Below are 26,758 nucleotides of genomic sequence, written 5' to 3'. Positions count from 1 at the left end.
CTTGCCAAGGGTGCCTGAAGTATTCTGAAGCTTGGCTATGGATGTATGAGAAGAATGAATAGCCTTCTCGGCGGAATCGCCAAAATATCCTTGAGGATTATTTGCCCGTCTCGGATTTATTCTGACGATTGCGGAATATTGCATGCGCTTCCGTCGGCACCGATGCCATCGGATGCAGAGCGCATTCTCGCGCAAGATCTTCATTCAGAAGGAAAATTGGATGCCCCGTGAGGATTCGAACCTCAATTGACGGAGTCAGAGTCCGTAGTCTTACCTTTAGACGACGGGGCATCACGCGGCATCACTGCCGGCAGGCGGGGCGCAATACGGTGCTGATCCGGCGCTGTCAACGGGCCCGGTACCGTCGGCTTCTTGCTCCCGCCTCCGCTCTCCGCTAGCCTCGCTTTCAAGCACCGGCGGCAGAAAAGCCGTGACGGAACAGAACATAAGCGAGTGATATGATGGGGGATGGCACCGCCAAGATGCCCCGCGGCCGTGGTTCCGGAAAAATCCGGAGGGCACCGCCGCCGATGGAGCGGCCCCGGGAACGCCCGGTGCGCGGCCGACCGGGAGAAGCGCGCCACTATGCGGCGCTCGATCTGGGCACCAATAATTGCCGGCTGCTGATCGCGCGTCCGCAGGGGGCGGGTTTCGCGGTGGTAGATGCCTTTTCGCGGATCGTCCGGCTGGGCGAGGGGCTCGCCACCAGCGGCAAGCTTTCCGATGCCGCGATCGAACGTACGATCGCGGCGCTGCGCATCTGCGCCGAGAAGCTCAAGCGCCGCCATGTGATCCTGGCCCGATCGGTGGCGACCGAGGCGTGCCGCCAGGCTTCGAACGGATCGGCGTTCATCGAGCGGGTCTACCGCGAGACGGGCATCGCGCTCGACATCATCACCGCCGAGGAAGAGGCGCGGCTTGCCGTGCTCGGCTGCCATGCGCTGCTCGAGCCCGGCGATGGCCCGGCGCTGGTGTTCGACATCGGCGGCGGCTCGACCGAGCTGGTGCTGGTCGATTCGCGCGGCGGCGACGTGCCCCGCATCCTCGACTGGCACAGCGCGCCTTGGGGCGTCGTCTCGCTTACCGAGGCATCGGGCAGCGCCGAGACCGCCGAAGACCGGGCCGCGCTCTATGCGAGCATGCGGGCACGGGTGGCGGAGAGCTTCGCGCCCTTCGCCAGCCGCCTTCGCACCCCGCGCGGCACCCGGCGGCTGCTGGGTACCTCCGGCACCGTCACCACGCTTGCCAGCGTGCATCTGGGGCTTGCGGCCTATGATCGCTCGGTGGTCGACGGCCTGATCGTGCCCGCGCCGGCGATGCGCGAAGTGAGCCAGCGAATCTCGGGCATGAGCATGGCCGAGCGCAGCCAGGTGCCGTGCATCGGATCGGAACGCGCCGATCTGGTCGTCGCCGGCTGCGCGATTCTCGAAACGATCCTCGACCTTTGGCCCGCAGAGCGGCTAGGGATCGCCGACCGCGGCATTCGCGAGGGAATCCTCCGCCGCCTGATCAACGGGAGAATCTTGTGAGCAGAGGCGGCGGACGCGGCCATACCCGCGTGCTGACTGCGCGCAAGCGCACCGCGCAATCGACCCGCTGGCTCGAACGCCAGCTCAACGATCCGTACGTCAAGCGCGCCAAGGCCGAGGGCTATCGCAGCCGCGCGGCCTACAAGCTGATCGAGCTCGACGAGAAGTTCGGGTTCCTCAAGGGCAAGAAGCGGGTGCTCGACCTCGGCATCGCGCCGGGCGGCTGGACCCAGGTGGTGCGGCGGCGCCTGCCCAAGGCGCCGGTGGTCGGCATCGACCTGCTGCCCGTCGATCCGATCGATGGCGCGATCATCCTCCAGATGGACTTCATGGACGATGCCGCGCCCGACCGGCTGATCGAGGAACTGGGCGGCAATCCCGACCTCATCATCTCGGACATGGCGGCCAACACCGTCGGCCATCCGCAGACCGACGCGCTGCGGACCATGGGCCTGGTCGAGGCCGCGTTCGACTTCGCGATCCAGGTGCTCGAGCCGGGCGGCGATTTCGTCGCCAAGGTGTTTGCCGGTGGTGCCGATTCGCAGTTCGTCGCCGCGATGAAGCGCAGCTTCGCCACCGTGAAGCACGCCAAGCCGCCGTCGAGCCGCAAGGGGTCGGTCGAGTGGTTCGTGGTGGCGCAGGGCTTCAAGGGGCGGAAGGCGGAGCCGGACGGGGCGTGAAACTGTCCGGCCGCAAGCGTGAGGACGTCACGATCCATGGCATTCGGCTGAAGGTCCGCCCTGGAACGCAGCCTCTGCCCAGCCCTTTGATCGCGGCCTATGTTACGGCTTTCTCGGTTGCCGCCGAGCCGCGTGAAGCGGTGGTAAAGAGTGTCCGCGCGCTTCAGGCCATGGGCTATGATTTCGAAGATGTGTTGCCCGAAGGCCTGATGCTGCCACTGGCCGGCTGGGGTGAATATGTTGCCCAAGCGTGGCCTGAATTCAGCGAAGAATTCCCTTCTCAGGACGAGATCGCCGCGCACCTCGCGGAAGACGGGGTAGTGTTCAGCCCCTTCGCCGGCTTCGACCGGGAATAGCCAAACAAAGCAAAAGGGCCGGAGTTGCCCCCGGCCCTTCTCTATCTCTTGCCCGTCGCGGCAAAGCCACGCCGTCGATCGGGCGATGCCCGCCGGCCGGCATGCGGCTTGTCCTGGGCCAGCTTGCGCTGGCCTCGGGCCGCATGCTCAGCCGTCGTAGTCGCCGCCCAGATTCTGGTTGCGCGGCGGGGCAGCGGCGGTGAGGCGGAGCGCCTCGGCCGACGCGGCGATCGAGCCGACTTCGTCCGGTGCTTCCTCGTCGTCGATCTGGACGCGCTGCAGGCTCGACACCACGGCTTCTTCCAGGTGCGTCGGGCGCACGGTCTCTTCGGCGATTTCGCGCAGCGCGACGACCGGGTTTTTATCGCGGTCGCGATCGAGGGTCAGCTCGGCGCCGCCCGAGATCTGGCGGGCACGCTGCGCCGCGAACAGCACGAGATCGAAACGGTTGGGAACCTTGTCGACGCAATCTTCGACAGTGACGCGCGCCATCTACGCTTCCTTGAAAAACGGAGTGTCCGGGAAAGGCGGCGATCTAGGGCCCGGCTGCGGAAAAGTCAAGAAAATGGGCTTGCGGCCCCGGCTGCCGAACCGAATCGGGTGCGGCGCGTTGGGAACGCTGTCGCAACGTTCAGTGGAACCGCATGGAAGCGCTCGCCCCCCTTGCCCCCGTCCCGCCGCTCCCGCATCACGGCCCGATGGAATTTTCCCAGCCGAGCTTCGAGGTCGAGGGCAACCGGCTGACGCTGCTGCCCGACGGCCCCGAGCGGCTGGAAGCGCTGCTCGACCTGATGCGCCGCGCCGAACGGTCGCTGCGCGTGCTCTACTACATCTATGTCGATGACGAGGCCGGTGCCGCAGTGCGCCAGGCGCTGATCGACGCGGCGGCGCGCGGCGTGAAGGTCAGCCTTATCGTCGACGGGCTGGGCAGCGAGCATGCCCAGAGCCGGCGCTTCTTCGACCCGCTGCACGAGGCGGGGGTGGAGGTGTGCCGCTTCGTGCCGCGCTGGGGGCGGCGCTACCTGCTGCGCAACCACCAGAAGCTGGCGCTGGCCGACGAGGAGCGGGTGATCGTCGGCGGGTTCAACATCGAGGACAGCTATTTCGGCACGATCGCCGAGGAAGCATGGCGCGACCTCGGCCTGCTGGTCGAGGGGCCGGCGGCGCGGCGGCTGGTCGGCTATTTCGATTCGCTGTCGAACTGGGCCAAGCAGCCGCGGCCGTCGCTGCGCCGGCTCGGCCGCACCTTGCGTGCCTGGAGCGAGCCTGAGGGCAAGACCCGCTGGCTGCTCGGCGGGCCGATGCGGCGGCTCTCGCCCTGGGCGCGGGTGGTCAAGCGCGACATGGAGCAGGCTAGGTCGATCGACATCATCGCCGCCTATTTCGCCCCCAATCCGGCGATGCTCCGCCGGCTCGACCGGGCGGGCAAGCGCGGCGAGGTGCGGCTGGTGCTGCCCTCCAAGCTCGATCACGGCGCGGCGATCTGGGCGGCGCGCTTCACCTATGCGGGCCTGCTGCGCAAGCGCGTGCAGATCTACGAGTATCAGCCGACCAAGCTGCACGCGAAGCTGTTCCTGATCGACGACGTGGTGAACATCGGCTCGGCCAATTTCGACATCCGCTCGATGTTCCTCAACCTCGAGCTGATGTTCCGGATCGAGGACAGGGCGTTCGCTGCCTATATCCGCGGCTTCATCGACGGCGAGATCGCGCAGTCAGAGCGGATCACCCCCGAGCTCTACAAGGCGCGCACCGGCCCCTGGATGCGGATCAAGCAGGCGGCGGCGTATTTCGTGATGGCGGTGCTCGATTATAACGTCACGCGGCGGCTGAACTTCGGCGCCAAGGGCACTCGCCTCAATCCTTGACGGTCTCCATCGCCACATAGGTGGAGGTGCTGGCGACGTGCGGCAGGCTGGAGATCTTCTCGCCGAGCACGATCCGATATCGGCGGATATCGGCGGTGCGGACCTTGAGCAGATAGTCGAAATTGCTCGCCAGCATGTGGCATTCCTCGACCTCGGGGATGCGCCGGACGGCGGCGTTGAACTCCTGCAGCGCTTTTTCGCGGGTATCGGCCAGCTTCACCTCGGTGAAGGCGATATGATCGAGCCCCAGTCTTGCCGGATCGATGATCGCGCGGAAGCCGCGGATCACGCCGCTGTCGGTCAGCCTCTTCAGGCGAACCTGCGCCGGGGTCTTGGACAGCCCCACCCGCCTGGCGAGCTCGGTGACCGTCATCCGGCCATCTTCAGCCAGGGCGGCGAGGATCTTGCGGTCGAAATCGTCCAATTCGACTGCGAGGGCGGGTTTTTTCATGATTTCCGCCTAGCAGATGCGCGATAATATGGCGATCCCGCCTGCGAAGTGGCGCTGATAAGTCGGATCGACCTGCGCGAAGCGATTATATTGTGCCTATGACCCAGCCCGCGCCCTTCGCTGCCTTTGCTCCACCCGTCCGCGAGCCGACTCCGCTCCGCCAGGCGATCACCGCCGCCTATCGGCGTGATGAGGCCGAGGCGCTGGCCCCGCTGATCGCGGCGGCGACGCTTGATGAGGGCACCCGCGCCGCGATCCGTGCAACCGCTACGCAGCTCGTCACCGGGCTGCGCGCCCGCAAGCGCAGCGGCGCGGTCGAATCGCTGGTCCAGGAATATGCGCTGTCGAGCGAGGAAGGTGTGGCGCTGATGTGCCTGGCCGAGGCGCTCCTGCGCATCCCCGACGACGCCACCCGTGACGCGCTGATCCGCGACAAGCTGGCCGATGGCGACTGGCGCGCGCATCTCGGCGGCAAGTCGCTGTTCGTCAACGCGGCGACCTGGGCGCTGGTGGTGACGGGCAAGCTGGTCGACAGCGCCGATGATCGCGGGCTGGGCGCCGCGCTGATGCGGGTGGTCGCGCGCGCCGGCGAGCCGGTGATCCGCAAGGCGATCGACCTGGCGATGCGGATGATGGGCGAGCAGTTCGTTACCGGCGAGACGATCGCCGAGGCATTGAAGCGCGCGCGGCACGAAGAGGCCAAGGGCTTCCGCTACAGCTATGACATGCTTGGCGAGGCAGCGACGACCGGCGCGGACGCAGAGCGCTATTACCGCGATTACGAGAATGCCATCCATGCGATCGGCAAGGCGTCCGCCGGGCGCGGCATCTATGAAGGACCGGGCATCTCGATCAAGCTGTCGGCACTGCATCCGCGCTACAGCCGCGCCCAGGCCGACCGGGTGATGAGCGAGCTGCTGCCCCGGGTGAAGACGCTGGCAGCGCTGGCGCGCCACTACGATATCGGCCTCAACATCGATGCCGAGGAAGCCGACCGGCTGGAGCTGTCGCTCGACTTGCTCGAGAGCCTGGCGCTCGATCCGGACCTGGCCAATTGGGACGGGCTCGGCTTCGTCGTCCAGGCCTATGGCAAGCGCTGCCCCTTCGTGCTCGACTGGATCATCGAACTGGCCGGCCGCGCACACCGCCGGATCATGGTGCGCCTCGTCAAGGGCGCGTATTGGGATGCGGAGATCAAGCGCGCCCAGGTCGACGGGCTTCGCGGCTTCCCGGTCTATACCCGCAAGCGCCACACCGACGTCGCCTATGTGGCGTGCGCCCGCAAGCTGCTGGCGGCGACCGACCGGGTGTTCCCGCAATTCGCCACCCATAATGCCCAGACTCTGGCGACGATCTACCAGCTCGCCGGCCCGGACTTCGCGGTCGGCAAGTACGAGTTCCAGTGCCTGCACGGCATGGGTGAACCGCTTTACGAGCAGGTGGTGGGTAGCGCGAAGCTCAACCGGCCGTGCCGCATCTATGCGCCGGTCGGCACGCATGAGACCTTGCTTGCCTATCTGGTGCGCCGCCTGCTGGAGAATGGCGCCAACTCCTCCTTCGTGAACCGGATCGCGGATCCGGAGATCCCGGTTTCCGAGCTGGTCGCCGATCCGGTCGAGCAGGTGCTGGCGATGGCGAAGCCGGGTGCGCCGCACGACCAGATCGCGCTGCCGCATGCGCTCTATCCCGATCGCCGTAACTCGGACGGGCTCGACCTGAGCGATGAAGATGCGCTGGCGGCGCTGAGCGAGGCGCTGCGCGAGAGCGCCGCGATCGACTGGCGTTCGGCGCCGGCAGATGGCCTGGGCACGGAACGCACGGTGCTGAACCCGGCCGATCATCGCGACGAAGTCGGCGTGGTGGTCGAGGTCTCGCCCGAGGCTGCGACGGCCGCGGTCGCACGCGCGGCCGCGTCGGACTGGGCGTCCACCCCGGTCGCCGAGCGTGCCGCGATGCTCGAGCGTGCCGCCGATGCGATGCAGGCGCGGATGCCGGTGCTGCTCGGGCTGATCGTGCGCGAGGCGGGCAAGTCGCTGCCCAATGCGATCGCCGAAGTGCGCGAGGCGATCGATTTCCTGCGCTATTATGCGGCGCAGGTGCGGGCAACCTTCGGGGCCGGGCAAGTGCCGCTGGGTCCGGTGGTCTGCATCAGCCCGTGGAACTTCCCGCTGGCGATCTTCACCGGCCAGGTTGCCGCGGCGCTGGTCGCGGGCAATCCGGTGCTCGCCAAGCCGGCCGAGGAGACGCCGCTGATCGCCGCCCAGGCGGTGGCGCTGCTCCATGACGCGGGCGTGCCGGCGGATGCGCTGCAGCTCGTGCCGGGCGACGGCCCGATCGGCGCGGCTTTGGTGGGCGCGGCGGAGACGGCGGGGGTGATGTTCACCGGTTCGACCGAAGTCGCCCGGCTGATCCAGCGCCAGCTTGCCACCCGCCTGTCGCCCGCCGGCAAGCCGATCCCGCTGGTCGCCGAGACGGGCGGGCAGAATGCGATGATCGTCGACAGCTCGGCGCTGGCCGAACAGGTGGTGGCGGACGTCATCGCCTCGGCGTTTGACAGCGCCGGCCAGCGTTGTTCTGCGCTGCGCATCCTGTGCCTGCAGGAGGAAGTCGCCGATCGCACGCTGGCGATGCTCAAGGGCGCGCTCAAGGAACTGCGCATCGGGCGGACCGATGCGCTCAATGTCGATACGGGCCCGGTGATCACTGCCGAGGCGCGCGGCAATATCGAGAACCACATTGCGCAGATGCGGTCGCGCGGCCATCGGATCGAACAGCAGGACCTGCCGGCCGCCGCCGGGCATGGCACCTTCGTGCCGCCGACGATCATCGAGATCGATGCCATCGCCGATGTCGAGCGCGAAGTGTTCGGTCCGGTGTTGCACGTGCTGCGCTACGCCCGTGACGATCTGGGCGAGCTGATCGATGCGATCAACGCGACCGGCTATGGCCTGACCTTCGGCCTGCACACCCGGCTCGACGAGACCGTCGCCGAAGTCACGGCGCGGGTGAAGGCGGGCAATCTCTATGTGAACCGCAATGTGATCGGCGCGATCGTCGGCGTGCAGCCGTTCGGCGGGCGCGGGCTTTCGGGCACCGGGCCCAAGGCAGGCGGGCCGCTCTATCTGGGGCGGATGGTCGCGGATGCGCCGGTCGCGGTCGAATCGACCAGTGCGGCGCCGACGCTGCTCGCCGGGTTCATCGGCTGGCTCGATGCGCAGGGCGAGGACAGGGCGGCGGCGACCGCGCGGCGCTATGGCGCGGAATCGGCGCTGGGGCTGGAGCGCGAGCTGCCAGGGCCGGTGGGCGAGCGCAACCTCTATGCACTCCATCCGCGTGGCCGGGTGCTGCTGCGGGCGGAGACGCCGGCGGGGTTGTACGAGCAGATGGCGGCGGTGCTGGCGACCGGCAATCGCGGCACGATTGAGGGCGTACCGCTGCCGCAAGGCCTGCCGGCGGATGTCGCCGCTGCCTTTGCGCCAGATGCCGCCGAGCCGCTTGCCGCTGCGCTGGTCGAGGGTGAGGCCGGGCCGCTGGCCGCCGAGCTGGCCGGGCGCGAGGGACCGATCGTCTCGCTCTTCGCGGCCGGTGCCTCGGGCTATCCGCTCGACCTGCTGCTCGAGGAAGTGTCGATCTCGATCAACACCACCGCGGCCGGCGGCAATGCCAGCCTGATGACGATCGGTTGATCGACGGGCGGCTGACGCGCGGGCTTGATCGGCGGGGCGGCGGACCCGCATAGGAAGGGCGATGAAGAAGGTCGCGCCCCGCTCCGCCGCCCGCCCGGTCTCGCACCAGGGCATGAAGCTGATCCCTGGCGGCAGCTTCATGATGGGATCGGAGCAATTCTACGAGGAGGAGCGCCCGCTCCGCCGGGTGCGGGTGGACAGCTTCTGGATCGATGCGACGCCGGTCACCAACGCGCAGTTTGCCGCGTTCATCGACGCGACCGGATACCGGACCTTTGTCGAGAAGGCTCCCGATCCGAAGGACTATCCGGGGATGGACCCGGCGCTGGCGGTGCCGGGTTCGCTGGTCTTCCAGCGCACGCCCCAGCCGGTATCGCTCGACGATCATGGCCAGTGGTGGGCGTTCGTGCCCGGTGCCGACTGGCGGCATCCAACCGGTCCGGACAGCAGCATCGCGGGGATCGAGGACCATCCGGTCGTCCATGTCGCGTTCGAGGATGCCTATGCCTATGCCAAATGGGCGGGCAAGGCGCTGCCGACCGAGGCCGAATGGGAGTTCGCGGCGCGCGGCGGACTGGTCGACAAGGAATATGCCTGGGGCGACGAGCTGGCGCCGGGCGGCGCGATCCTCGCCAATTACTGGCAGGGCATGTTCCCCTTCGCGACGCTCAAGCCCGACGACCAGTATCGCACGACGGCGGCCGGCAGCTTCCCGGCCAATGGCTATGGCCTTTCCGACATGATCGGCAATGTCTGGGAGTGGACGCGCGACTGGTATGGCGCGCCGCAGCCGGGCAAGGGCAGCTGCTGCGAGGCGGTGAACCCGCGCGGCGCCACGATCGGCGACAGTTTCGAGTCGCATGCGCCGGGAGCGAAGATCGGGCGGCGGGTGCTCAAGGGCGGCTCGCATCTGTGCGCGGTCAATTATTGCCAGCGCTACCGGCCGGCGGCGCGCCATCCCCAGCAGATCGATAGCGCGACCAGCCATATCGGCTTTCGCTGCGTCTCGCGGAAAGTCTAGGCCACCGCCGGTCGCAGGCATGGCGCACCCAAACCATGTGGTGCTTGCCTCCCCGCCCGGTGCGGGGCATGGGATAGGGGTCTGCCGCGAGGCATATTCTACAAGGCGGGAAGCCGGGAAAAGGGCATGAAGGACAAACTCGTAGTGCTGATCGGCGGCGGCGGTTTCGTCGGCCGCTATGTTGCCCAGGAACTGCTTGCCGCGGGCGCCCGGGTGCGCATCGCGCAGCGCCGTCCGCGCGACGCCTGGTTCCTCAAGCCGCTCGGCGATCTCGGCCAGACCCAGTTCGTCGCCGCCGACGTGACCCGGCCCGATTCGGTCGTCGCCGCGGTGGCCGGCGCCGACGCCGTCATCAACCTGGTCGGCGTGCTCAAGGGCGATTTCGATGCCGTCAACGCCGGTGGCGCGCGCAATGTCGCCGAAGCCGCCAGGGCGGCCGGTGTCGGGACGCTGATCCATTTCTCCGCGCTGGGCGCCGAGGCGGATTCCGCCTCCGCCTATGGCCGGACCAAGGCGGCGGGCGAGGCGGCGGTGCGCCAGGCGTTCCCGGACGCGATCCTCCTGCGCCCGTCCTTCATCTTCGGCCGCGAGGACCAGTTCACCAATCGCTTCGCCGCGATGGTCGGCATGGGGCCGGTGGTGCCGGTGCTGCGCGCGGACGTGCGCTTCCAGCCGGTCTATGTCGTCGACGTCGCCAGGGCAGTCGCCGCCGCGCTCGCCGATCCGGAAGCGCATGCGGGCAAGACCTATGCGCTGGCCGGTGCCGACACGCTGACCATGGCGGGCCTGTTCCGCTGGCTGGCAGGGGCGACGGGCCACAACCCGACCTTTGTCGAGCTGCCCGATGCGATCGGCGCGCTGATCGCGGCACTGCCGGGCACGCCGATCACGCGCGACCAGTGGCGCATGCTCCAGGCGGACAATGTCGCGGGCGACCTGCCCGGGCTCGCCGCGCTGGGCGTGGTGCCGACGCCGCTCGCCACCGCCGCACCGGCCTGGCTGGTGCGCTACCGGCGCCATGGCCGCTTCGGCAAGCTCGCCGCCTGACCCTTTCTATCCGCGCCCGTCGGCGCATCGGAGCCTGATCTCGCATGAGCGAAACCCTCGTCGCGATCCTCCTCGGCATTGTCGAGGGGATCACCGAATTCCTGCCGGTCTCGTCGACCGGGCATCTGATCCTCGCTTCCGAGCTGATGGGCTATGATTCCGCGACCTGGGGGATGTTCAACGTCGTCATCCAGCTCGGCGCGATCCTGGCGGTGGTCGTGCTCTACTGGAGGACCTTCTGGGCAGTGGCTGAAGGGCTCATCAAGCTGAACCCGGTCTCGATCCGCTTCGTGCGCAACCTGCTGATCGCCTTCATCCCGGCGGCGGTGATCGGCCTCGCGCTCCACAAGTATATCGAGGCGCTGCTTGGCCAGCCGATGGTGGTGGCCTGGGCGCTTGTAATCGGCGGTATCGCCATCCTGGTGATCGAGCGGCTGGCGAAGACCGCCACGATCCACGGCATTGCCGAGATCCCGCTGGTCCGCACGATCGGCATCGGCTTCATCCAGTGCATCGCGATGATCCCGGGCGTCAGCCGCTCGGGCGCAACGATCATGGGCGCGCTCAGCCTGGGCGTCGAGCGGCGCACCGCAGCCGAGTTCAGCTTCTTCCTCGCCATCCCGACCATGCTCGGTGCGACCGTGCTCGAGCTCGCCAAGAATCGCGACGCGATCGCATCGGCCCGGGTCGGCTGGGACGAGATCGGGATCGGCTTCGTCACGGCCTTCCTCGTCGCGATCGTGGTCATCAAGCTGTTCGTCGGCATCGTCTCCAAGCACGGCTTCGCACCCTTTGCCTGGTACCGAATCATCGCCGGCATCGGTGCGATCGCCTGGCTCTCGATGCGATAAGGTCCGGATCGGCCATAAAATGGCGCAATAATCTTCCAAATTTGCGCCAAAACCGCCGAAAAACACAATATATGTCAGCTTTACTGACTTTTATCGACTCGCTTGCGGCGTTAGGCGCGCTGCATGGCGGAAACGATGCTCAAATTCGTTGGAACGGCGCAGGCTTATCCCGGCAAGCGCGAGGCGGAACTGCGTGCGGAGGATTTCCGCGAGATCGCGGATCGCTATGCGGTGCCCAGCGCCGAGGAACAGTCGAGCCGCTGCTCGCAATGCGGCGTGCCCTATTGCTCGGTGCACTGCCCGCTCCACAACCATATCCCGGACTGGCTGCGCCTGACCGCCGAGGGGCGGCTGCGCGAAGCCTATCAGCTGTCGAACAGCACCTCGACCATGCCCGAGATCTGCGGCCGCATCTGCCCGCAGGACCGGCTGTGCGAAGGCAATTGCGTGATCGAGTTCTCGGGGCATGGTGCGGTCACCATCGGCTCGGTCGAGAAGTTCATCACCGACACCGCCTGGGAAGAAGGCTGGGTGGAACCGGTCGCGGTCGGCCCGGCGCGCGGCCAGTCGGTCGGCATCATCGGTGCGGGTCCGGCCGGGCTCGCCGCCGCCGAATACCTTCGCGAATATGGCTATGACGTGCATGTCTATGACCGGCATGACCGCGCCGGCGGGCTGCTCACCTATGGCATCCCCGGCTTCAAGCTGGAAAAGCATGTCGTCATGCGCCGCATCGAGCGGCTCGAGCAGGGCGGCGTGGTCTTCCATCTCGGTTTCGAAGTCGGCCGCGAAGCCAATCTCGACGAACTGCGCAAGCGCCACACCACGCTGCTGATCGCCACCGGCGTCTACAAGGCGCGCGGCATCCAGGCGCCCGGCGTCGGCGCCAAGGGAATCGTCGAGGCGCTCGACTATCTCACCGCGTCGAACCGCAAGGGCTTCGGCGATGCCGTGCCCGCGTTCGATGATGGCAGCCTCGATGCCAACGGTAAGCATGTCGTGGTGATCGGCGGCGGCGACACCGCGATGGACTGCGTGCGCACCGCCGTGCGCCAGGGTGCCACCTCGGTGAAGTGCCTCTATCGCCGCGACCGCGCCAACATGCCGGGCTCGCAGCGCGAGACCGCCAATGCCGAGGAGGAAGGCGTCGAGTTCGTCTGGCTTTCCGCCCCCGAAGCCTTTGACGGCGTCGACACGGTCACCGGCGTGCGCGCCAGCCGCATGCGCCTCGGTGCGCCCGACGCCTCGGGCCGCCGTGCGCCGGAAGTCGATCCGGGCGGCGCGTTCCAGCTCAAGGCCGATCTCGTCATCAAGGCGCTCGGCTTCGAGCCCGAGGACCTGCCGCGGATGTTCGGTGCCGAGGAACTGGGCGTCACCCGCTGGGGCACGCTGCGCACCGACGGGCGCACGATGATGACCAGCCTCGACGGCGTTTTCGCAGCGGGCGATATTGTCCGCGGCGCGAGTCTCGTCGTCTGGGCGATTCGCGACGGCCGCGATGTCGCGGCGCACATGCATGCCTGGATGCGCGCCCGTGCCGATACCGCGCGGGCTGCCTGAGGAAGTCGTCCCGATGAAGCCCTTGCTTGCCGCCCTTGCCCTTGGTGTCGCCGCCCTCCCGGCCTCGGCCTTTGCCGCCGCGCCGGTGAGCGCGCCTGCGGCCGAAGGTGATCTCCAGAAGCTCGTCGCGCTGATGGCGCCCGAGGATTCGATCGGGCGCATCGCCGGCCGCGCCTTCGACCTCGGCATGGACCAGCAGCTGGCCGCCGACCCGAAGATGAAGGCGGCCTATGACGCCAATCCCGGGCTGCGCGAGCAGGTCGGCGGGCAGCTGCGCGGCCAGTTCACGCGCATCCTGGTCGCGGCTTTGCCGTCGCTGCGCGGCGAGATCGAGACCATCCTCAAGGCCGAGCTCACCCCGGGCGAGATCGCCGACACGCTGACCTTCTTCGCCAGCCCGACGGGCCAGAAGGTGCGCACCGAAGTCTATGAGGCGATGGGCAACGCGCCGGGCCAGTCGCCGCAGGAAATGCAGCAGGCGGCAATGGCGGCGGTGATGGCGAAGATGACGCCCGAGGATTATCCGGCGCTGATGGCGTTCGCCGGCAGCACCGCGGCGCAGAAGATGGGCAGCCTCAACCCGAAGATCGCCGCGGCCAGCCAGGCTTGGGCGCTCAAGCTGGTCGCCGCCAATCGCCCGCAGATGGAAGGTTTCGCGACCCGCGCTGCGGCGGAGTATCTGGCGAAGAAGAAGGGCGGCCAGTGAAGGCGTGGCGCCTTGCCGCGACGCTGCTGCTCGCGCCGCTCCTGGCGCCGGCGCCGCTGCTCGCGCAGGGCGTGGCCGAGGCATCGCCCGCTGCCGCGCTCGCGAAGCGTATCGCGAACCTCACCTTCGCGCCCAGTGCTGACGCACGGCAGGCATTTGTCGATTCCTTTGTGAAGAAGTTCGCCGAGGGGCTTGAGAGTGACGCGGGGAGCCGGGCACTTTTCAAGCAGCACCCGGCGGCACGCGATGCGGCGCTGCGCGCGGCCCAGCAGGGCGCCGGCGAGCAATATGACGCGGCCTTCGCACCGGCGCTGACCGATACCGTCGCGGCATTCTATCGGGAGCATTTCTCGCTCGCCGAGCTGGTCGAGATCGAGCGCTATTATGCCAGTCCGCAATCGGCGCGCGTGATCCGCAGCTTCTCCTCGCCGGGCGGCGCCGCCGAAGTGGCCGCGGCCAAGGCGGATCCCGTGGTGGTGGCCTATCGGGCATCGCCCGTCGGCACGAAGGAACATGCGCTCACCGGGGCGCTGGCGACCGCGGTGGTCAACAACAGCGTCACAACCGGGCAGCGCGTGGCCCAGGCAATTCTTCCCAAGGTGCGGCAGGCAGTACGCACGGCAACGAGCAGTTCGAGGCAGCAATGATCAGCACCCTTTCCACCGAACGTGAGCGGCTGGCTCGCGAGGGCATGTACCGTCCCGAGTTCGAGGGCGATGCCTGCGGCGTCGGCATGGTTGCCGCGACCGACGGGCAGCCCTCGCGCCGCGTCGTCCAGTCGGCGATCGATGCGCTGAAGGCGGTGTGGCACCGCGGCGCGGTCGATGCTGATGGCAAGACGGGCGACGGTGCAGGCCTGCATGTCGACCTGCCGGTGCGCTTCTTCGACGATGCGATCGCCGCGGGCGGGCACCGCGTGCTGCCGAACCGGCTGGCCGTGGGCATGGTGTTCCTGCCGCGCACCGATCTGGGCGCGCAGGAAGCGTGCCGTACGATCGTCGAGTCCGAGATCATTGAGGCGGGCTACACCATCTATGGCTGGCGCCAGGTGCCGGTCGATGTCTCGGTCATCGGCATGAAGGCGCAGGCGACGCGCCCCGAGATCGAGCAGATCATGATCGCCGGTCCGCAGCCGGACGCGATGGACGCCGCCGAGTTCGAGAAGGAGCTCTATCTGGTGCGCCGCCGGATCGAGAAGGCGGTGATCGCCGCGCAGATCAGCGGCTTCTACATCTGCTCGCTGTCGACCCGCTCGATCATCTACAAGGGGCTGTTCCTCGCCGAGAGCCTGTCGGACTTCTATCCGGACCTCAAGGACGAGCGCTTCACCAGCCGCGTCGCGATCTTCCACCAGCGCTATTCGACCAACACCTTCCCGCAATGGTGGCTGGCGCAGCCGTTCCGTTGCCTTGCCCATAACGGCGAGATCAACACGATCCGCGGCAACAAGAACTGGATGCGCAGCCACGAGATCAAGATGGCGAGCATCGCGTTCGGCGAGCGCAGCGAAGACATCAAGCCGGTGATCCCGGCGGGCGCATCGGACACCGCCGCGCTCGACGCGGTGTTCGAGGCGATCTGCCGCTCGGGCCGCGACGCGCCGACCGCCAAGCTGATGCTGGTGCCCGAGGCATGGGACGATACGACGCCCGAGGGGCACCGGGCGATGTACAAGTATCTCGCCTCGGTGATGGAGCCGTGGGACGGTCCGGCCGCGCTGGCGATGACCGATGGTCGCTGGGCGGTTGCCGGCGTCGACCGCAATGCGCTGCGTCCGCTGCGCTACACCCAGACCAGCGATGGACTGCTGATCGTCGGCTCCGAGACCGGCATGGTCCAGATTCCCGAATCGACCGTGGTCGCCAAGGGCCGGATGGGTCCGGGCCAGATGATCGCCGTCGATCTCGATCAGGGCGTGCTGCTCTTTGACAAGGCGATCAAGGACCAGGTCGCCGGCGAGCATGACTATGCCGGCATGATCGGCGAGTTCATGACCGTGGCGGACCTGCCCGAGCCGGAGGCAGCGCCGCTGCGCTTCGACCGTGCCGAGCTGACGCGCCGCCAGGTTGCGGCAGGGCAGACGCTCGAGGACATGGAGTTGATCCTTGCTCCGATGGTCGAGACCGCCAAGGAAGCGATCGGCTCGATGGGCGACGATACGCCGCTGGCGGTCATCTCGGACAAGCCACGGCTGATCAGCCAGTTCTTCCGCCAGAATTTCTCGCAGGTCACCAACCCGCCGATCGACAGCCTTCGCGAGCGCCAGGTGATGACGCTCAAGACGCGCTTCGGGAACCTGGCCAACATTCTCGATGCCGATGGCGGGGGCTCGAAGGTGCTGGTGCTCGAAAGCCCGGTGCTGACCAATGGCGACTGGGAGCGGCTGCGCGCCCATTTCGGCAGCCAGTCGGCCGAGATCGACTGCACCTTCCCGGCGGGCGGCAGCCCGGAGGACCTGCGCGAGGCGATCAAGCGCATCCGCTATGAAGCCGAGCAGGCGGTCCGCGCCGGCTGCACCGAGCTGTTCCTCACCGATGAGCATGTCTCGGCCGATCGCGCGGCGATCGCCGGCGTGCTGGCGGCGGCGGCGGTGCACACGCATCTCGTCCGCCGCGGCCTGCGCTCCTATGCCAGCGTCAATGTCCGTTCGGCCGAATGCCTCGACACCCATTATTACGCGGTGCTGATCGGCGTCGGCGCGACCACGGTGAACGCCTATCTGACTGAAGCCTCGATCGCGGATCGCCACGGCCGCGGCCTGTTCGGCGACATCAGCATCGAGGAGTGCCTCAAGCGCCATCGCAAGGCGATCGACGAGGGCCTGCTCAAGATCATGTCGAAGATGGGGATCGCAGTGATCTCCTCCTATCGCGGCGGCTACAACTTCGAGGCGGTCGGTCTCAGCCGCGCGCTGGTCAACGACCTGTTCCCGGGCATGCCCGCCAAGATCTCGGGCGAGGGCTATGCCTCGCTCCACCTCTCGGCGATGATGCGCCACGAGCTGGCCTATGACCGCGGCGTCGCGACGCTGCCGATCGGCGGCTTCTATCGCCAGCGCCATGGCGGCGAGACGCATGCCTATTCGGCGCAACTGATGCACCTGCTGCAGACGGCGGTATCGACCGACAGCTACTCGTCCTACATGGCCTTCTCGCGCGGCGTGCGCGACCTGCCGCCGGTCTATCTGCGCGACCTGCTCGAGTTCAATTTCCCGGATCAGGGCGTGCCGATCGACCAGGTCGAGGCGATCACCGAGATCCGCAAGCGTTTCGTCACGCCGGGCATGTCGCTGGGTGCATTGAGCCCCGAGGCGCATGAGACGCTGGCGATCGCGATGAATCGCATTGGCGCCAAGGCGGTGTCAGGCGAGGGCGGCGAGGACAAGGCGCGCTACACGCCTTACGAGAATGGCGACAACGCCAACTCGACGATCAAGCAGATCGCCTCGGGCCGGTTCGGCGTCACCGCCGAATATCTCAACGCCTGTGACGAGATCGAGATCAAGGTCGCGCAGGGCGCCAAGCCCGGCGAGGGCGGGCAGCTGCCCGGCTTCAAGGTTACCGAGTTCATCGCCAAGCTGCGCCACGCGACGCCGGGGGTCACGCTGATCTCGCCGCCGCCGCACCACGACATCTATTCGATCGAGGATCTGGCGCAGCTCATCTATGACCTGAAGATGATCAACCCGCGCGCGCGTGTCTGCGTCAAGCTGGTCAGCTCGGCCGGCATCGGCACCGTGGCGGCAGGCGTCGCCAAGGCGCATGCGGACGTCATTCTGGTCGCCGGCCATGTCGGCGGCACCGGCGCTTCGCCCCAGACCAGCGTCAAATATGCCGGCACGCCCTGGGAAATGGGCCTGACCGAAGTCAACCAGACGCTGACGCTCAACGGCCTGCGCGGCCGGGTGAAGCTGCGCACCGATGGCGGCCTCAAGACCGGGCGCGACATCGTCGTCGCCGCGATCCTGGGCGCCGAGGAGTTCGGCATCGGCACGCTCAGCCTGGTTGCGATGGGCTGCATCATGGTCCGCCAGTGCCATTCGAACACCTGCCCGGTGGGCGTCTGCACCCAGGACGAGAAGCTGCGCGCCAAGTTCGTCGGCACGCCGGAGAAGGTCATCAACCTGATGACCTTCATCGCCGAGGAAGTCCGCGAGATCCTTGCGCGGCTGGGCTTCAAGAGCCTCGACGAAGTGATCGGCCGCACCGAGCTGCTCCGCCAGGTCAGCCGCGGCGCCGAGCATCTCGACGATCTCGATCTCAACCCGATCCTCGCCAAGGTCGATGCCGACGACGCCGAGCGTCGCTTCAGCCTGTCGACCTTCCGCAACGAAGTGCCCGACAGCCTCGATGCGCAGATGATCAAGGATGCCGCCCCGGTCTTCGCGCGGCGCGAGAAGATGCAGCTGACGTACAATGTGCGGAACACCCACCGCGCGGTCGGCACGCGCCTGTCGTCCGAGATCACGCGCCTGTACGGCATGTCGACGCTGGCGGACGGCCATGTTCATGTCCGCCTGCGCGGCTCGGCCGGCCAGTCGCTCGGCGCCTTCCTGTGCAAGGGCGTGACGCTCGAAGTGTTCGGCGACAGCAACGACTATGTCGGCAAGGGCCTGTCGGGCGGCACCATCGTGGTGCGTCCGCTGGTCAGCTCGCCGGTGGAGAGCTGGAAGAACACGATCATCGGCAACACCGTGCTCTACGGCGCGACCTCCGGCACGCTGTTCGCCGCCGGCCAGGCGGGCGAGCGCTTCGCGGTGCGCAACTCGGGCGCCGAAGTGGTGGTCGAGGGCTGCGGCGCGAACGGCTGCGAGTACATGACCGGTGGCACCGCGGTGCTGCTCGGCGATGTTGGCATGAACTTCGGTGCGGGCATGACCGGCGGCATGGCCTTCGTCTATGATCCGGACGACAGCTTCGCCTCGCGTGCCAATCCGGAAAGCATCATCTGGCAGCGGCTTTCGTCGGCGCACTGGGAAGCCAGGCTGCGCGCGCTGGTCGAGGCGCATGTCGCGGCGACCGACAGCAAATGGGCGGCTGGACTGCTCGAGGACTGGGACCGTGTGCTCGGCAGTTTCTGGCAGGTCGTGCCGAAGGAAATGCTGACCCGCCTGCCGGTGCCGCTCAACGACGACGCCGCCGAGGCCGTGGCGGCGGAATGAGGTGACGGCCCGGCCCGCCCGGCATCCCATCCGGGATTACTGGCGCGAAGGTGTCGCGGCATTGGTGCTGCTCGCGGTCGGGGCATTCTTCGCCTGGCCGAGCTGGGAAGGGCTGCCGCGCCGCGAGGGCACGCAGATCGTGGGAACGGGTACCATCCGTGACCTTCGGCAAGGCGTGCCGTCGGGAGGCAAGTACACGCTGGCGCACGGACCGATCGCCGTGATCGAAGTCACGATGCCGGGCGGCGGCGTGCAGCGCTTCACCGGCGATCCGGGCCTGCTCGATCGGTGCCGTCGCGGCGATACGGTTGCCCTCACGCGATACCAGAATGATCGCGGCAAGTTCGCCTGGGCGCTGAAGGCGGATTCCTGCGGCGGCAATCCGCGCTGAACGGCTCGTCGCAAGCCCCTGCATATCTGCCAAGCCTTTGTGATATAAAGCGCGCATATCCGAGTCCGCCCTCCGGAGCGTAACATGCGTCTTGCCCTGACCGCCGCCCTGCTCTGCGCCGCCGCCACGCCGGCGCTTGCCCAGTCCCAGCCCGAGCCCAGCACCCGCGACAAGACCGAGGCGCTCGCCCGCGCGCTCAACAATCCGATGGTGCAGGAAGGCGCTGCGGCGATGCTCACCAACCTGGCCGGCATCGTGCTCGATACCCGCGTCGGCCCCGCCGCGCGCTATATCGACCCGACGATCGGCGAGCAGGATACGCTGCGCGATATCCAGCGCCGCCGCGATCCCAATTTCGAGAAGAACTTCCATAACGACGCCCGCAGCGCCGTCGTGATTGCCGGCAAGCTGACCGAGGGCGCGCTGCAGATGCAGGACTCGCTCGACCAGACCGCCGCCCGCCTGCGCGCCGCGCTGGCGCCGCTGCGTGGGGCGCTTACGACCAAATAAGCGCTTTTGCCCGGCAATCGCTTTACGCGGGCGCGTACCGAGTCCTAAAGCGACTGGATGTGGCAGCTTTACCAATTCCCGCTCTGTCCCTTCTCGCGCAAGGTCCGGCTGCTGCTGGGCGAGAAGGGCGTAGGCTATGAGCCGGTGCGGGAATCGCCCTGGCTGCGGCGCGACGAGTTTCTCGACCTGAACCCGACCGGGCAGGTGCCGGTGATGGTCGATGACGAGCGCGGCGTGACGCTGATCGATTCGCAGGTGATCTGCGAGTTCTTCGAGGAGACGGTGAACAAGGCGCCGATGCTCAACGGCACCGCCACCGATCGCGCGGAGATCCGCCGCCTGGCGATCTGGTTCGACACCAATTTCTATGCCGAGATCACCGCGCCCCTGCTCCACGAGCGGATGCTCAAGCGCATCGTCTACAAGCAGTCGCCCGATGGCCAGGCGCTGCGCAATGCGATGAAGGCGGCGGTCAACCATCTCGATTACATCGATTATCTGCTCGATCACCGCACCTGGCTGGCCGGCCCGACGATGAGCCTGGCCGATCTGGCGGCAGCCGCGCAGATCTCGATCGCCGATTATCTCGGCGGCATCGACTGGAAGAGCCATGAGCAGGCCAAGGGCTGGTACATCCGCATGAAGAGCCGCCCGAGCTTCCGCCCGCTGCTCAGCGAGCGGATGGAAGGCATCCCGCCCCCCGCCGATTACGAGAAGCTCGACCTGTAGCTCTCATCGTCACCCCGGCCTTGAGCCGGGGTCCCGCTGCCTCAGGCTGGCGAAGGAGAAGCGGGATCCCGGCTCGGGGCCGGGATGACGTGACAGATGGGAGCCTCCCGCTTTCTCATCGGTTCAGCTGCCGAGGAGAAAGCGATGCTCGAACATCTTCCCCATTGGCTCGGCAAGGCGCTGAGCCCGTTTCGTGCCGGTGCCGACAAGCTGGCGATCGTCCGGCCCGAGCTGGCCGGCGAAGGCGTGATCCACCTTGCCAGCCCGGCCTTCGCCAATGACGGGCGCCTGCCCGATCGCTTCACCGCCGATGGCGAGGGCGTGTCGCCGCCTTTGTTCTGGACCGGGGTGCCCGAGGGAACGGCGCGGCTGGTGCTGATCGTCGAGGATCCCGATGCGCCGACGCCGCAGCCGGTGGTGCACGGGATCGTCTGGGGCCTGCCCATCGACGGCAACCTCAAGGAGGGCGAGATCGCGCCCGATGGCGCCGGCGGTGCCGAGGGCGAGGATGTTGGGCGCAACAGCGTGTTCGTCGAGGGCTGGCTGCCGCCCGATCCGCCCAATGGGCATGGCGAGCATAACTACGCCTTTCAGATCTTCGCGCTGACTGAAGGACCTGACCCGGGCGAGAATCCGGGCCGTGGCGCCGTGCTGCGGGCGATGGAAGGCAGGGTGATCGCCGCGGGGCTGCTCACCGGCACCTATTCCCGCGGCGAGGAAGCGCCGATCGGCCCGGTCGGGGCAAGCGCCACCGCCTGATAGCGGCCCTGCTCGAAAGCCGCTTGCCGCGATCGCGCCCGCCTGCCACCTGATGCTCGCCTCGCGGGGAGCATCATGCGACAAGGGTTTGCGCGCGCATTTCTATTGGCGCTTGCCGTCCTGCTGGGCGGCTGCTGGTCGCATGCCTATCCGCAGCGCGAGCGCTTCCTAGCACCGGCCGATCTCGATCCGGCTGCGGCCAGGCGTGCCGAGCTGTTCGTCGATATGAACGGCACCTTCTATCCCGACGGCTGGCGCAGCTATGCCGATCGCGGCAAGCTGAAGGCTGGCAGCCTGCTCGACGAAGCGCTGGGCAAGCCCGGGCTGGACGCCCTGATCGCGCGCGAGGAATCCCGGCAGCTTGCCGATATCGAGGCCTTCGCACGGGGCAAGAAACGGATCTTCGTGCTGATCCATGGCTTCAACAGCGAGATCGACGACAGCGAGCCGCCCTTCGACACGATCGAGGCGCAGCTCGATCTCGGGCCGGACGACGGCGTGATCCGCTTCAACTGGGATGGGCTTACCGGCAAGCTGCTCGGTGCGGGCAAGATCTGGTTCCGTGCCACGGCGACCAGCCAGCTTGCCGGTTCGCGCGGGTTGCGCCGGGTGCTGGCGCGGATCAAGGGCAAGCAGGTCTATCTGATCAGCCATAGCCGCGGCGCATCGGTGATCCTGAGCGCGCTGGGCAATCCGGTCTATCATCGCGATTTCATTGCCAGGGCGCGCGAAGTCGCGGCGCGCTGGCATGGCGATTATTCGGCATTGCTCACGCCACCGCCCTTGCCGGACGGGGGCAATCGCATCCATGCGCTGATGCTGGCGCCGGCGATCGGCCGGATCGATTTCTGCGATCAGGGTCAGCAGGCGGCGATTGTGGACAGGCAGCCCTGCGGCAAGCTGCGGGATCTCGGGCCGCAGCTGGCGAGCCTGCGCTACACGGTCAACCGCGGCGATCCGGTGCTCGACAAGTTCATCGGGTTGAGCGGCAAGCTCAATCCCACCGATTTCGGGCTGAAGCCGGAGGTGGGCGAAGCCGTTCGGGATGAGGGCCGCTATTGCGGGATGCTCGGCTATGGCTTCCGCGAGCCGGAGCCGTTTCACGCCTTTCGCCGCTATGTCCGCCATGAGGCATTCCTGGCGATGCTGTACGACGAGGATATCTTGAAGCCGGGGGTGTTCCATCCCTTCCGGATGGTGCCGCCGCCGGGCTGGAGGCCCTGTCCGGGCCGCTGAGTCTCGGGTGTTTGGGCGGACCGAGCTTCCGCCTGGTGGTGGCCGCCGCCGGGCGGCTCGCAGGGTTCAGCCGAAGTGGCTGAAACCCTGCAGGCCGACCGTGGCGATCGTCATTGCGGTGATGGCGAATGATGCCGCACCGATCATCAGGCTACGCGTCATGCTTATCCTCTCCCTTCCGTCGTGTCCGGCGCCGATCATGCGATCGGAAGCGCGGACGACGAGAAGAGCAGGATGCCATAGCTGAGAACGACGGCGCCGATGACTGCAACGCTGTGCTGGAACGAGCTGATACGTACGGCCATTTTAACTTACTCCCTGTGTTTCGGTTGCCGGACCATCCGGCCTTGCCGATGCCAGATGAGTTGCAGGGAGCGTGCCAATTTTCTAAGTGATTGATTTCATTAGGAGCGCGATAGAAAGTTACGCGCAGTTGGGAAATTTCACGCCAAGCAATGGTGCATTTTCCCAATCAAAGGCGGACAGTCACTGTCCGATTCCGGTCAATCGAGGCGGATGCAGTTCCGGCCGCCATTCTTGGCGGCGTAGCAGAGCTGGTCGGCGCGGTGGAACACGGTGCCGAACATTTCGCCTTCCGCCGCGGCGCTCAGGCCGGCGGAGAAGGTGATCTCGCCAAGCGGGGCATCGGTCTCGCGCAGGCGGTAGCGCTTGGCCGACACGGCGATGCGGGCGCGATCGAGTATCTCGCGGGCAGTCCGGATGTCCACGCCGCTGAACAGCACGACGAATTCCTCGCCGCCATAGCGGGCGACGAGATGGCCCTTGCAGGTGTCCGACAGCGCTTCGCCGAGCGCCTTGAGCACCCGATCGCCCACGACATGGCCGAACCGGTCATTGACCGACTTGAAGTGATCGACGTCGCACACCGCCATGCAGATCCGGGTGCCCGCCGCGGCCTGGGCGGCATAGGCTTCCTCGAACGCACGGCGATTGGGCAGGCCGGTCAGCGGATCCTTGCGGGCGTTGTCGCGTGCTTCTTCCAGCTTGGTGCGCAGCTCGTTCGCTTCGCGGTTGGCGCTTTCCAGTCGCTCCTCGGCGGAGCGCACGCGCTCGAGCATCGTCGCGGTAAGGCGCTCGACCTCGACATTGTCGGCGCCGGAGCTGCGCATCGCGCGCGCGCTGGCGGCCAGGTCGCGGCCGAAATCGACGGTCTCGGCATGGATCGCGGTGACCATGTCCTGAAAGCCCTCGACCTGCATCTGGGTCTGGGCGACCAGGCCCTGGGCCTTTTCGATCGTCGCGGTCGGATTGCCGGCGACGGGCTGCGTGTCGCAGCCCAGCGTCTCGATGTCGCGCCGGGTGAGGCGGACGCCGCCATCGGTGAGCGCATGCACCGCCCGCGCGAGCGGCCCGTCGGGATTGGCGAGCAACTGATAGGCAAAGGCATAGTTCGCGGGATCAGGGTCGAGCCGCTGATCCACCAGGAACTCACCGATTCGGTCGTACAGGTTACGCGCGGCCTGGGACCCGCTTGCCACCCGAACGGCCTTCGCCGCGCCCATCTGCTTCAATGCCTCACCAGAAAATTGGTCCGACGGCATCAACCCTCAATGCCGTCTGGACACGGAATTACGGTGCAACTGCTAACATCCGGTGAGCAAAGCATGCGGAATCGTGAAAATGTCGAGGCCGCGGATCAATGCTTGTGCGAGGCCTTGTACTTCTGGACCGCGGCGAGCGACAGGCGGATGTGATCGGCGGGGCTCATGTCCGAATGGACGAACAGCACCTTGCCGTTCGGCGCGATCACATAGGAGGTGCGGCTGGTGATCGTCGTCGGCTTGCCGTCCTTGCCGGTGAGCAGCACGTCATAGCCCTTGATGATCTCCGGGCTGGCTGCGGCGACGGCGAACTTGCCGGCGCACTTCTCGGCCGAGAAGGCCTCGAGCTTCTCGACATTGCCGGCGGTCATGCCGATCACCGTGGCGCCGGCCTTCTGGAAGTCGGGCAGTGCCTCGGCGAATGCATGGGCCTCAGCGTTGCAGCCGGCGGTGAAGGCGGCGGGGAAGAAATAGAGGACGACCGGGCCCTTCTTGAGCGCGGCCTTGAGGTTCACCGTGAAGGGCTTGCCCGCCATCGCGCCGGGCGCGGTGAAGTCGGGCGCGACCTGGCCGGTCTGGAGCGCGGCGGTGGCCGGCATGGCGAGCGACAGGGCGGCGGCGGCAGTGATCAGCAATTTGCGCATGGCGATCCTCCTTAGATCCTCTCCCCGGCCTACCGCGTCAGTGCGATGCCGATCCGGGCATGGGTGTCGTTCTTGCGATAGTCGTCCAGTGCCTCGCCATAGCCGGTGAAGGCCTGGCCGAAGATATAGAAGCCCACGCCCTTCGCAATCCGCGCGAGCGGGTAGGAGACGAACAATTCGGCGGCGCCCTTGCCGGTCTCGAAATTGCCGCGGCCGGTGAGCGAGAGCTTGATTCCGTCCCGCTGGCCGATCGCGGCGGTAAGGCTGGTATAGCCGAAATAGTCCTTCACGTCGGGCGCGGTGCGGATCTGGCCGACATAGAACCAGGCCTGGGGGGCGATATCGACATGCCAGTCTCCGCCCAGGTCGAAGGTTTTCTCGGCGCGGAGGTAGACGCGGTTGAGGTCGACCGAATCCAGCGCGCCGCGCCCGTTCGAATCGTGCCGGTAGCCGAGCGCGACCCTGGTGGTCTCGTCCAGGGGAATGTCGGCGTAGATTTCGGGGCTGTAGTTGGTCGAGCGGAACGGGCCCGAGGGCTGGTTCAGCGCCCAGAACATCGTCTGGGTATAGGCGAAGCGCAGGTTGCCGAGCTTGAGCGGGGCATTCTCGCTGAACGGGCGGAAGGCAAGGCTGACCTGAAGCTTGCCGCCGGCGTCTTTTAGCCCGAATGCGCCATAGACCGGCTCGTGCGGTTCGAATCGCTCGACAAAGGCGCCCGAGCTGCCCGTCGAGCTCTGCACTACGGTCTCGCCTTCGGGCATGTCGGCGGCGGCGTGCTGCTCGCTCGGCGGAACCGCGCGGCCGGCGATGCCCACCGGCACATAGCGTGCCTTGGCGAAGCCGTGCGGAGCGACCGTCGGCAGCGGACCCGGCGCGCGCTCCAGGACCAGGCGGGTGCCATCGACCGCAGTGATCTCGATCTGGCGTGGGCCGGAATCGGTGACCGGCGCTTCGCCTTCATTGACCAGGAACACCTCGACCCCGCGCAGCGCATCGGCTTCGGAAGCGGGCTGGGCGGGCACGGCGCGCAAGGTCTGCGCGGCGGCGGGGGTGGCGGCGAGGAACGCGATCGGGATCAGCAGGCGGCGCATCGGCGGGTGGAGTGACAAAGGTTTGTGACCTTGGCGAGTCAAAATCGGAACGCTAGGGCTTCCCCATGCCCGTGACTGCTGCCGATATCGCCCTTGCCGAACGCCTTGCCGATGTGGCCGGCGCCGCCATCCTGCCCTATTTCCGGGGTGCCCATGGCATGGAGGCCAAGGAGGATCAGTCCCCGGTAACCCTGGCCGATCGGGCTGCGGAAGAGGCTATGCGCAAGCTGATCATCGCCGAAAGGCCCATGGACGGCGTGCAGGGGGAGGAATTCGGAACGCGGGAGGGGAGCAGCGGAAAGACCTGGGTTCTCGACCCTATCGACGGCACCCGCGCGTTCATCGCCGGCCGCCCGATCTTCGGCACGCTGATCGCGCTGATCGAGGACGGCTGGCCGCTGCTCGGCATCATCGACCAGCCGGTGACAAAAGAGCGCTGGCTCGGCGTCGCCGGCCGCCCGACGCTGTTCAACGGCAAGCCCGCCGAGGCGCGCCGCTGCCGCGACCTCAAGGACGCGATCCTCGCCACGACCAGCCCGGCCCTGTTCGACGACGACCAGCTCCACGCCTTCGAGCATCTCGACAGCGCCGTGGCGAGCGTGGTGCTGGGCGGCGACTGCTATAATTACGGCTGCGTCGCCAGCGGCTGGCTCGACATCGTCGTCGAGGCCGGCCTCAAGCTCCACGACTTCGCCGCGCTGGTGCCGATCGTCGAGGGCGCCGGCGGGCGGATGTGCGACTGGCAGGGCGATCCCCTCCACGCCGGCAGCAACGGCGAAGTGATCGCCGCCGGCGACCCGGCGCGGATCGAGGAGATCCTCGAGGCGCTGGCCTGCCGCGGGCAGGGCCATCACCACCACGACCATTGAGCGATTTCCGACGGTTGAAATAGCGGCGGGCCGAAGCCCGCTGCGGAAGCC

General features: G+C 67.4%; 23 protein-coding genes and 1 tRNA gene. 18 read left to right on the top strand and 6 right to left on the bottom strand.

The window, feature by feature from the left end; genetic code table 11:
• Window positions 1-217: 217 nt before the first annotated feature.
• Window positions 218-291: transfer RNA gene (locus tag AC1RJ5_RS13505), tRNA-Gln, on the bottom strand.
• Window positions 292-530: 239 nt separating this feature from the next.
• On the opposite strand from AC1RJ5_RS13505, the gene AC1RJ5_RS13500 reads away from it, so the two are divergent.
• From AC1RJ5_RS13500 to AC1RJ5_RS13490, 3 genes are read left to right on the top strand one after another with little or no spacing between them, the layout of a single operon-like run.
• A complete protein-coding gene (locus tag AC1RJ5_RS13500) occupies window positions 531-1,529 on the top strand; it encodes a Ppx/GppA phosphatase family protein (protein WP_260395907.1) in 999 nt (332 codons plus the stop codon).
• Window positions 1,526-2,209, top strand: coding sequence for an RlmE family RNA methyltransferase (locus tag AC1RJ5_RS13495; protein WP_269573434.1), 684 nt, complete (start codon window positions 1,526-1,528; stop codon window positions 2,207-2,209). Before AC1RJ5_RS13500 ends, AC1RJ5_RS13495 begins: the two co-directional genes overlap by 4 nt.
• Window positions 2,206-2,565 carry a hypothetical protein gene (locus AC1RJ5_RS13490; protein WP_493113779.1) on the top strand — a complete coding sequence of 120 codons (360 nt, stop codon included), beginning with the start codon at window positions 2,206-2,208 and terminating at the stop codon, window positions 2,563-2,565. Before AC1RJ5_RS13495 ends, AC1RJ5_RS13490 begins: the two co-directional genes overlap by 4 nt.
• A gap of 147 nt (window positions 2,566-2,712) precedes the next feature.
• On the opposite strand, the gene rpoZ is transcribed toward AC1RJ5_RS13490, so the two are convergent.
• The gene (gene rpoZ, locus AC1RJ5_RS13485; RefSeq protein WP_184162953.1) at window positions 2,713-3,057 is read right to left on the bottom strand and encodes a DNA-directed RNA polymerase subunit omega; all 345 of its coding nucleotides are present in this window, start codon (window positions 3,055-3,057) and stop codon (window positions 2,713-2,715) included.
• A gap of 206 nt (window positions 3,058-3,263) precedes the next feature.
• On the opposite strand from rpoZ, the gene AC1RJ5_RS13480 reads away from it, so the two are divergent.
• Window positions 3,264-4,433, top strand: a complete 1,170-nt coding sequence (locus AC1RJ5_RS13480; RefSeq protein WP_493113777.1) for a phospholipase D-like domain-containing protein — start codon at window positions 3,264-3,266, stop codon at window positions 4,431-4,433.
• Here the strand turns inward: AC1RJ5_RS13480 and AC1RJ5_RS13475 are convergent.
• Window positions 4,423-4,884 carry an Lrp/AsnC family transcriptional regulator gene (locus AC1RJ5_RS13475; RefSeq protein ID WP_342250427.1) on the bottom strand — a complete coding sequence of 154 codons (462 nt, stop codon included), beginning with the start codon at window positions 4,882-4,884 and terminating at the stop codon, window positions 4,423-4,425. The two genes, AC1RJ5_RS13480 and AC1RJ5_RS13475, sit on opposite strands and share 11 nt — an antisense overlap.
• A 98-nt stretch (window positions 4,885-4,982) precedes the next feature.
• Between AC1RJ5_RS13475 and putA the strand changes: the two genes are divergently transcribed.
• From putA to AC1RJ5_RS13410, 13 genes are all read left to right on the top strand, one after another.
• Window positions 4,983-8,570 (top strand): trifunctional transcriptional regulator/proline dehydrogenase/L-glutamate gamma-semialdehyde dehydrogenase, encoded by a 3,588-nt coding sequence (gene putA, locus AC1RJ5_RS13470; protein WP_493113775.1) that lies wholly within the window; start codon window positions 4,983-4,985, stop codon window positions 8,568-8,570.
• Between the two features lie 61 nt (window positions 8,571-8,631).
• Window positions 8,632-9,591, top strand: coding sequence for a formylglycine-generating enzyme family protein (locus AC1RJ5_RS13465; RefSeq protein WP_493113773.1), 960 nt, complete (start codon window positions 8,632-8,634; stop codon window positions 9,589-9,591).
• A 126-nt stretch (window positions 9,592-9,717) separates the two neighbouring features.
• A complete protein-coding gene (locus AC1RJ5_RS13460) occupies window positions 9,718-10,638 on the top strand; it encodes a complex I NDUFA9 subunit family protein (protein ID WP_342250429.1) in 921 nt (306 codons plus the stop codon).
• A gap of 44 nt (window positions 10,639-10,682) precedes the next feature.
• Complete coding sequence (locus tag AC1RJ5_RS13455; RefSeq protein ID WP_493113772.1) at window positions 10,683-11,489, top strand: undecaprenyl-diphosphate phosphatase; 807 nt, start codon at window positions 10,683-10,685, stop codon at window positions 11,487-11,489.
• A 123-nt stretch (window positions 11,490-11,612) separates the two neighbouring features.
• The gene (locus tag AC1RJ5_RS13450) at window positions 11,613-13,049 is read left to right on the top strand and encodes an NAD(P)-dependent oxidoreductase (protein WP_493113771.1); all 1,437 of its coding nucleotides are present in this window, start codon (window positions 11,613-11,615) and stop codon (window positions 13,047-13,049) included.
• A gap of 13 nt (window positions 13,050-13,062) precedes the next feature.
• Complete coding sequence (locus AC1RJ5_RS13445) at window positions 13,063-13,755, top strand: DUF2059 domain-containing protein (protein ID WP_493113769.1); 693 nt, start codon at window positions 13,063-13,065, stop codon at window positions 13,753-13,755.
• The gene (locus tag AC1RJ5_RS13440) at window positions 13,752-14,402 is read left to right on the top strand and encodes a hypothetical protein (RefSeq protein WP_269573443.1); all 651 of its coding nucleotides are present in this window, start codon (window positions 13,752-13,754) and stop codon (window positions 14,400-14,402) included. Before AC1RJ5_RS13445 ends, AC1RJ5_RS13440 begins: the two co-directional genes overlap by 4 nt.
• On the top strand, window positions 14,399-18,916 hold the full coding sequence (gltB, locus tag AC1RJ5_RS13435) for a glutamate synthase large subunit (protein WP_493113767.1): 4,518 nt from the start codon (window positions 14,399-14,401) through the stop codon (window positions 18,914-18,916). Before AC1RJ5_RS13440 ends, gltB begins: the two co-directional genes overlap by 4 nt.
• Before the next feature lies 1 nt (window position 18,917).
• The gene (locus AC1RJ5_RS13430; protein ID WP_269573445.1) at window positions 18,918-19,307 is read left to right on the top strand and encodes a hypothetical protein; all 390 of its coding nucleotides are present in this window, start codon (window positions 18,918-18,920) and stop codon (window positions 19,305-19,307) included.
• 84 nt (window positions 19,308-19,391) lie between these two features.
• Window positions 19,392-19,817 carry a hypothetical protein gene (locus AC1RJ5_RS13425; RefSeq protein ID WP_269573446.1) on the top strand — a complete coding sequence of 142 codons (426 nt, stop codon included), beginning with the start codon at window positions 19,392-19,394 and terminating at the stop codon, window positions 19,815-19,817.
• A gap of 57 nt (window positions 19,818-19,874) precedes the next feature.
• Entirely contained in the window at window positions 19,875-20,546 is a 672-nt protein-coding gene (locus tag AC1RJ5_RS13420) for a glutathione S-transferase family protein (RefSeq protein WP_086127617.1), read from the top strand.
• A 144-nt stretch (window positions 20,547-20,690) separates the two neighbouring features.
• Window positions 20,691-21,305, top strand: coding sequence for a YbhB/YbcL family Raf kinase inhibitor-like protein (locus AC1RJ5_RS13415; protein WP_493113764.1), 615 nt, complete (start codon window positions 20,691-20,693; stop codon window positions 21,303-21,305).
• A 75-nt stretch (window positions 21,306-21,380) separates the two neighbouring features.
• Entirely contained in the window at window positions 21,381-22,541 is a 1,161-nt protein-coding gene (locus AC1RJ5_RS13410; RefSeq protein WP_493113762.1) for an alpha/beta hydrolase, read from the top strand.
• Between the two features lie 503 nt (window positions 22,542-23,044).
• On the opposite strand, the gene AC1RJ5_RS13405 is transcribed toward AC1RJ5_RS13410, so the two are convergent.
• From AC1RJ5_RS13405 to AC1RJ5_RS13395, 3 genes are all read right to left on the bottom strand, one after another.
• Complete coding sequence (locus AC1RJ5_RS13405; RefSeq protein ID WP_353739200.1) at window positions 23,045-24,040, bottom strand: GGDEF domain-containing protein; 996 nt, start codon at window positions 24,038-24,040, stop codon at window positions 23,045-23,047.
• 158 nt (window positions 24,041-24,198) lie between these two features.
• The gene (locus tag AC1RJ5_RS13400; protein WP_342250435.1) at window positions 24,199-24,747 is read right to left on the bottom strand and encodes a peroxiredoxin; all 549 of its coding nucleotides are present in this window, start codon (window positions 24,745-24,747) and stop codon (window positions 24,199-24,201) included.
• A 29-nt stretch (window positions 24,748-24,776) separates the two neighbouring features.
• A complete protein-coding gene (locus AC1RJ5_RS13395; RefSeq protein WP_493113759.1) occupies window positions 24,777-25,838 on the bottom strand; it encodes a phospholipase A in 1,062 nt (353 codons plus the stop codon).
• A gap of 65 nt (window positions 25,839-25,903) precedes the next feature.
• Between AC1RJ5_RS13395 and hisN the strand changes: the two genes are divergently transcribed.
• On the top strand, window positions 25,904-26,707 hold the full coding sequence (hisN, locus tag AC1RJ5_RS13390; RefSeq protein WP_269573451.1) for a histidinol-phosphatase: 804 nt from the start codon (window positions 25,904-25,906) through the stop codon (window positions 26,705-26,707).
• The last annotated feature ends 51 nt before the right edge of the window (window positions 26,708-26,758 follow it).

The sequence above is a fragment of the Sphingomonas sp. GW822-FHT03G08 genome (assembly GCF_058801135.1).
Note: the sequence above shows the minus strand (reverse complement) of the source record. Positions and strands in the feature narration are given on the sequence as shown.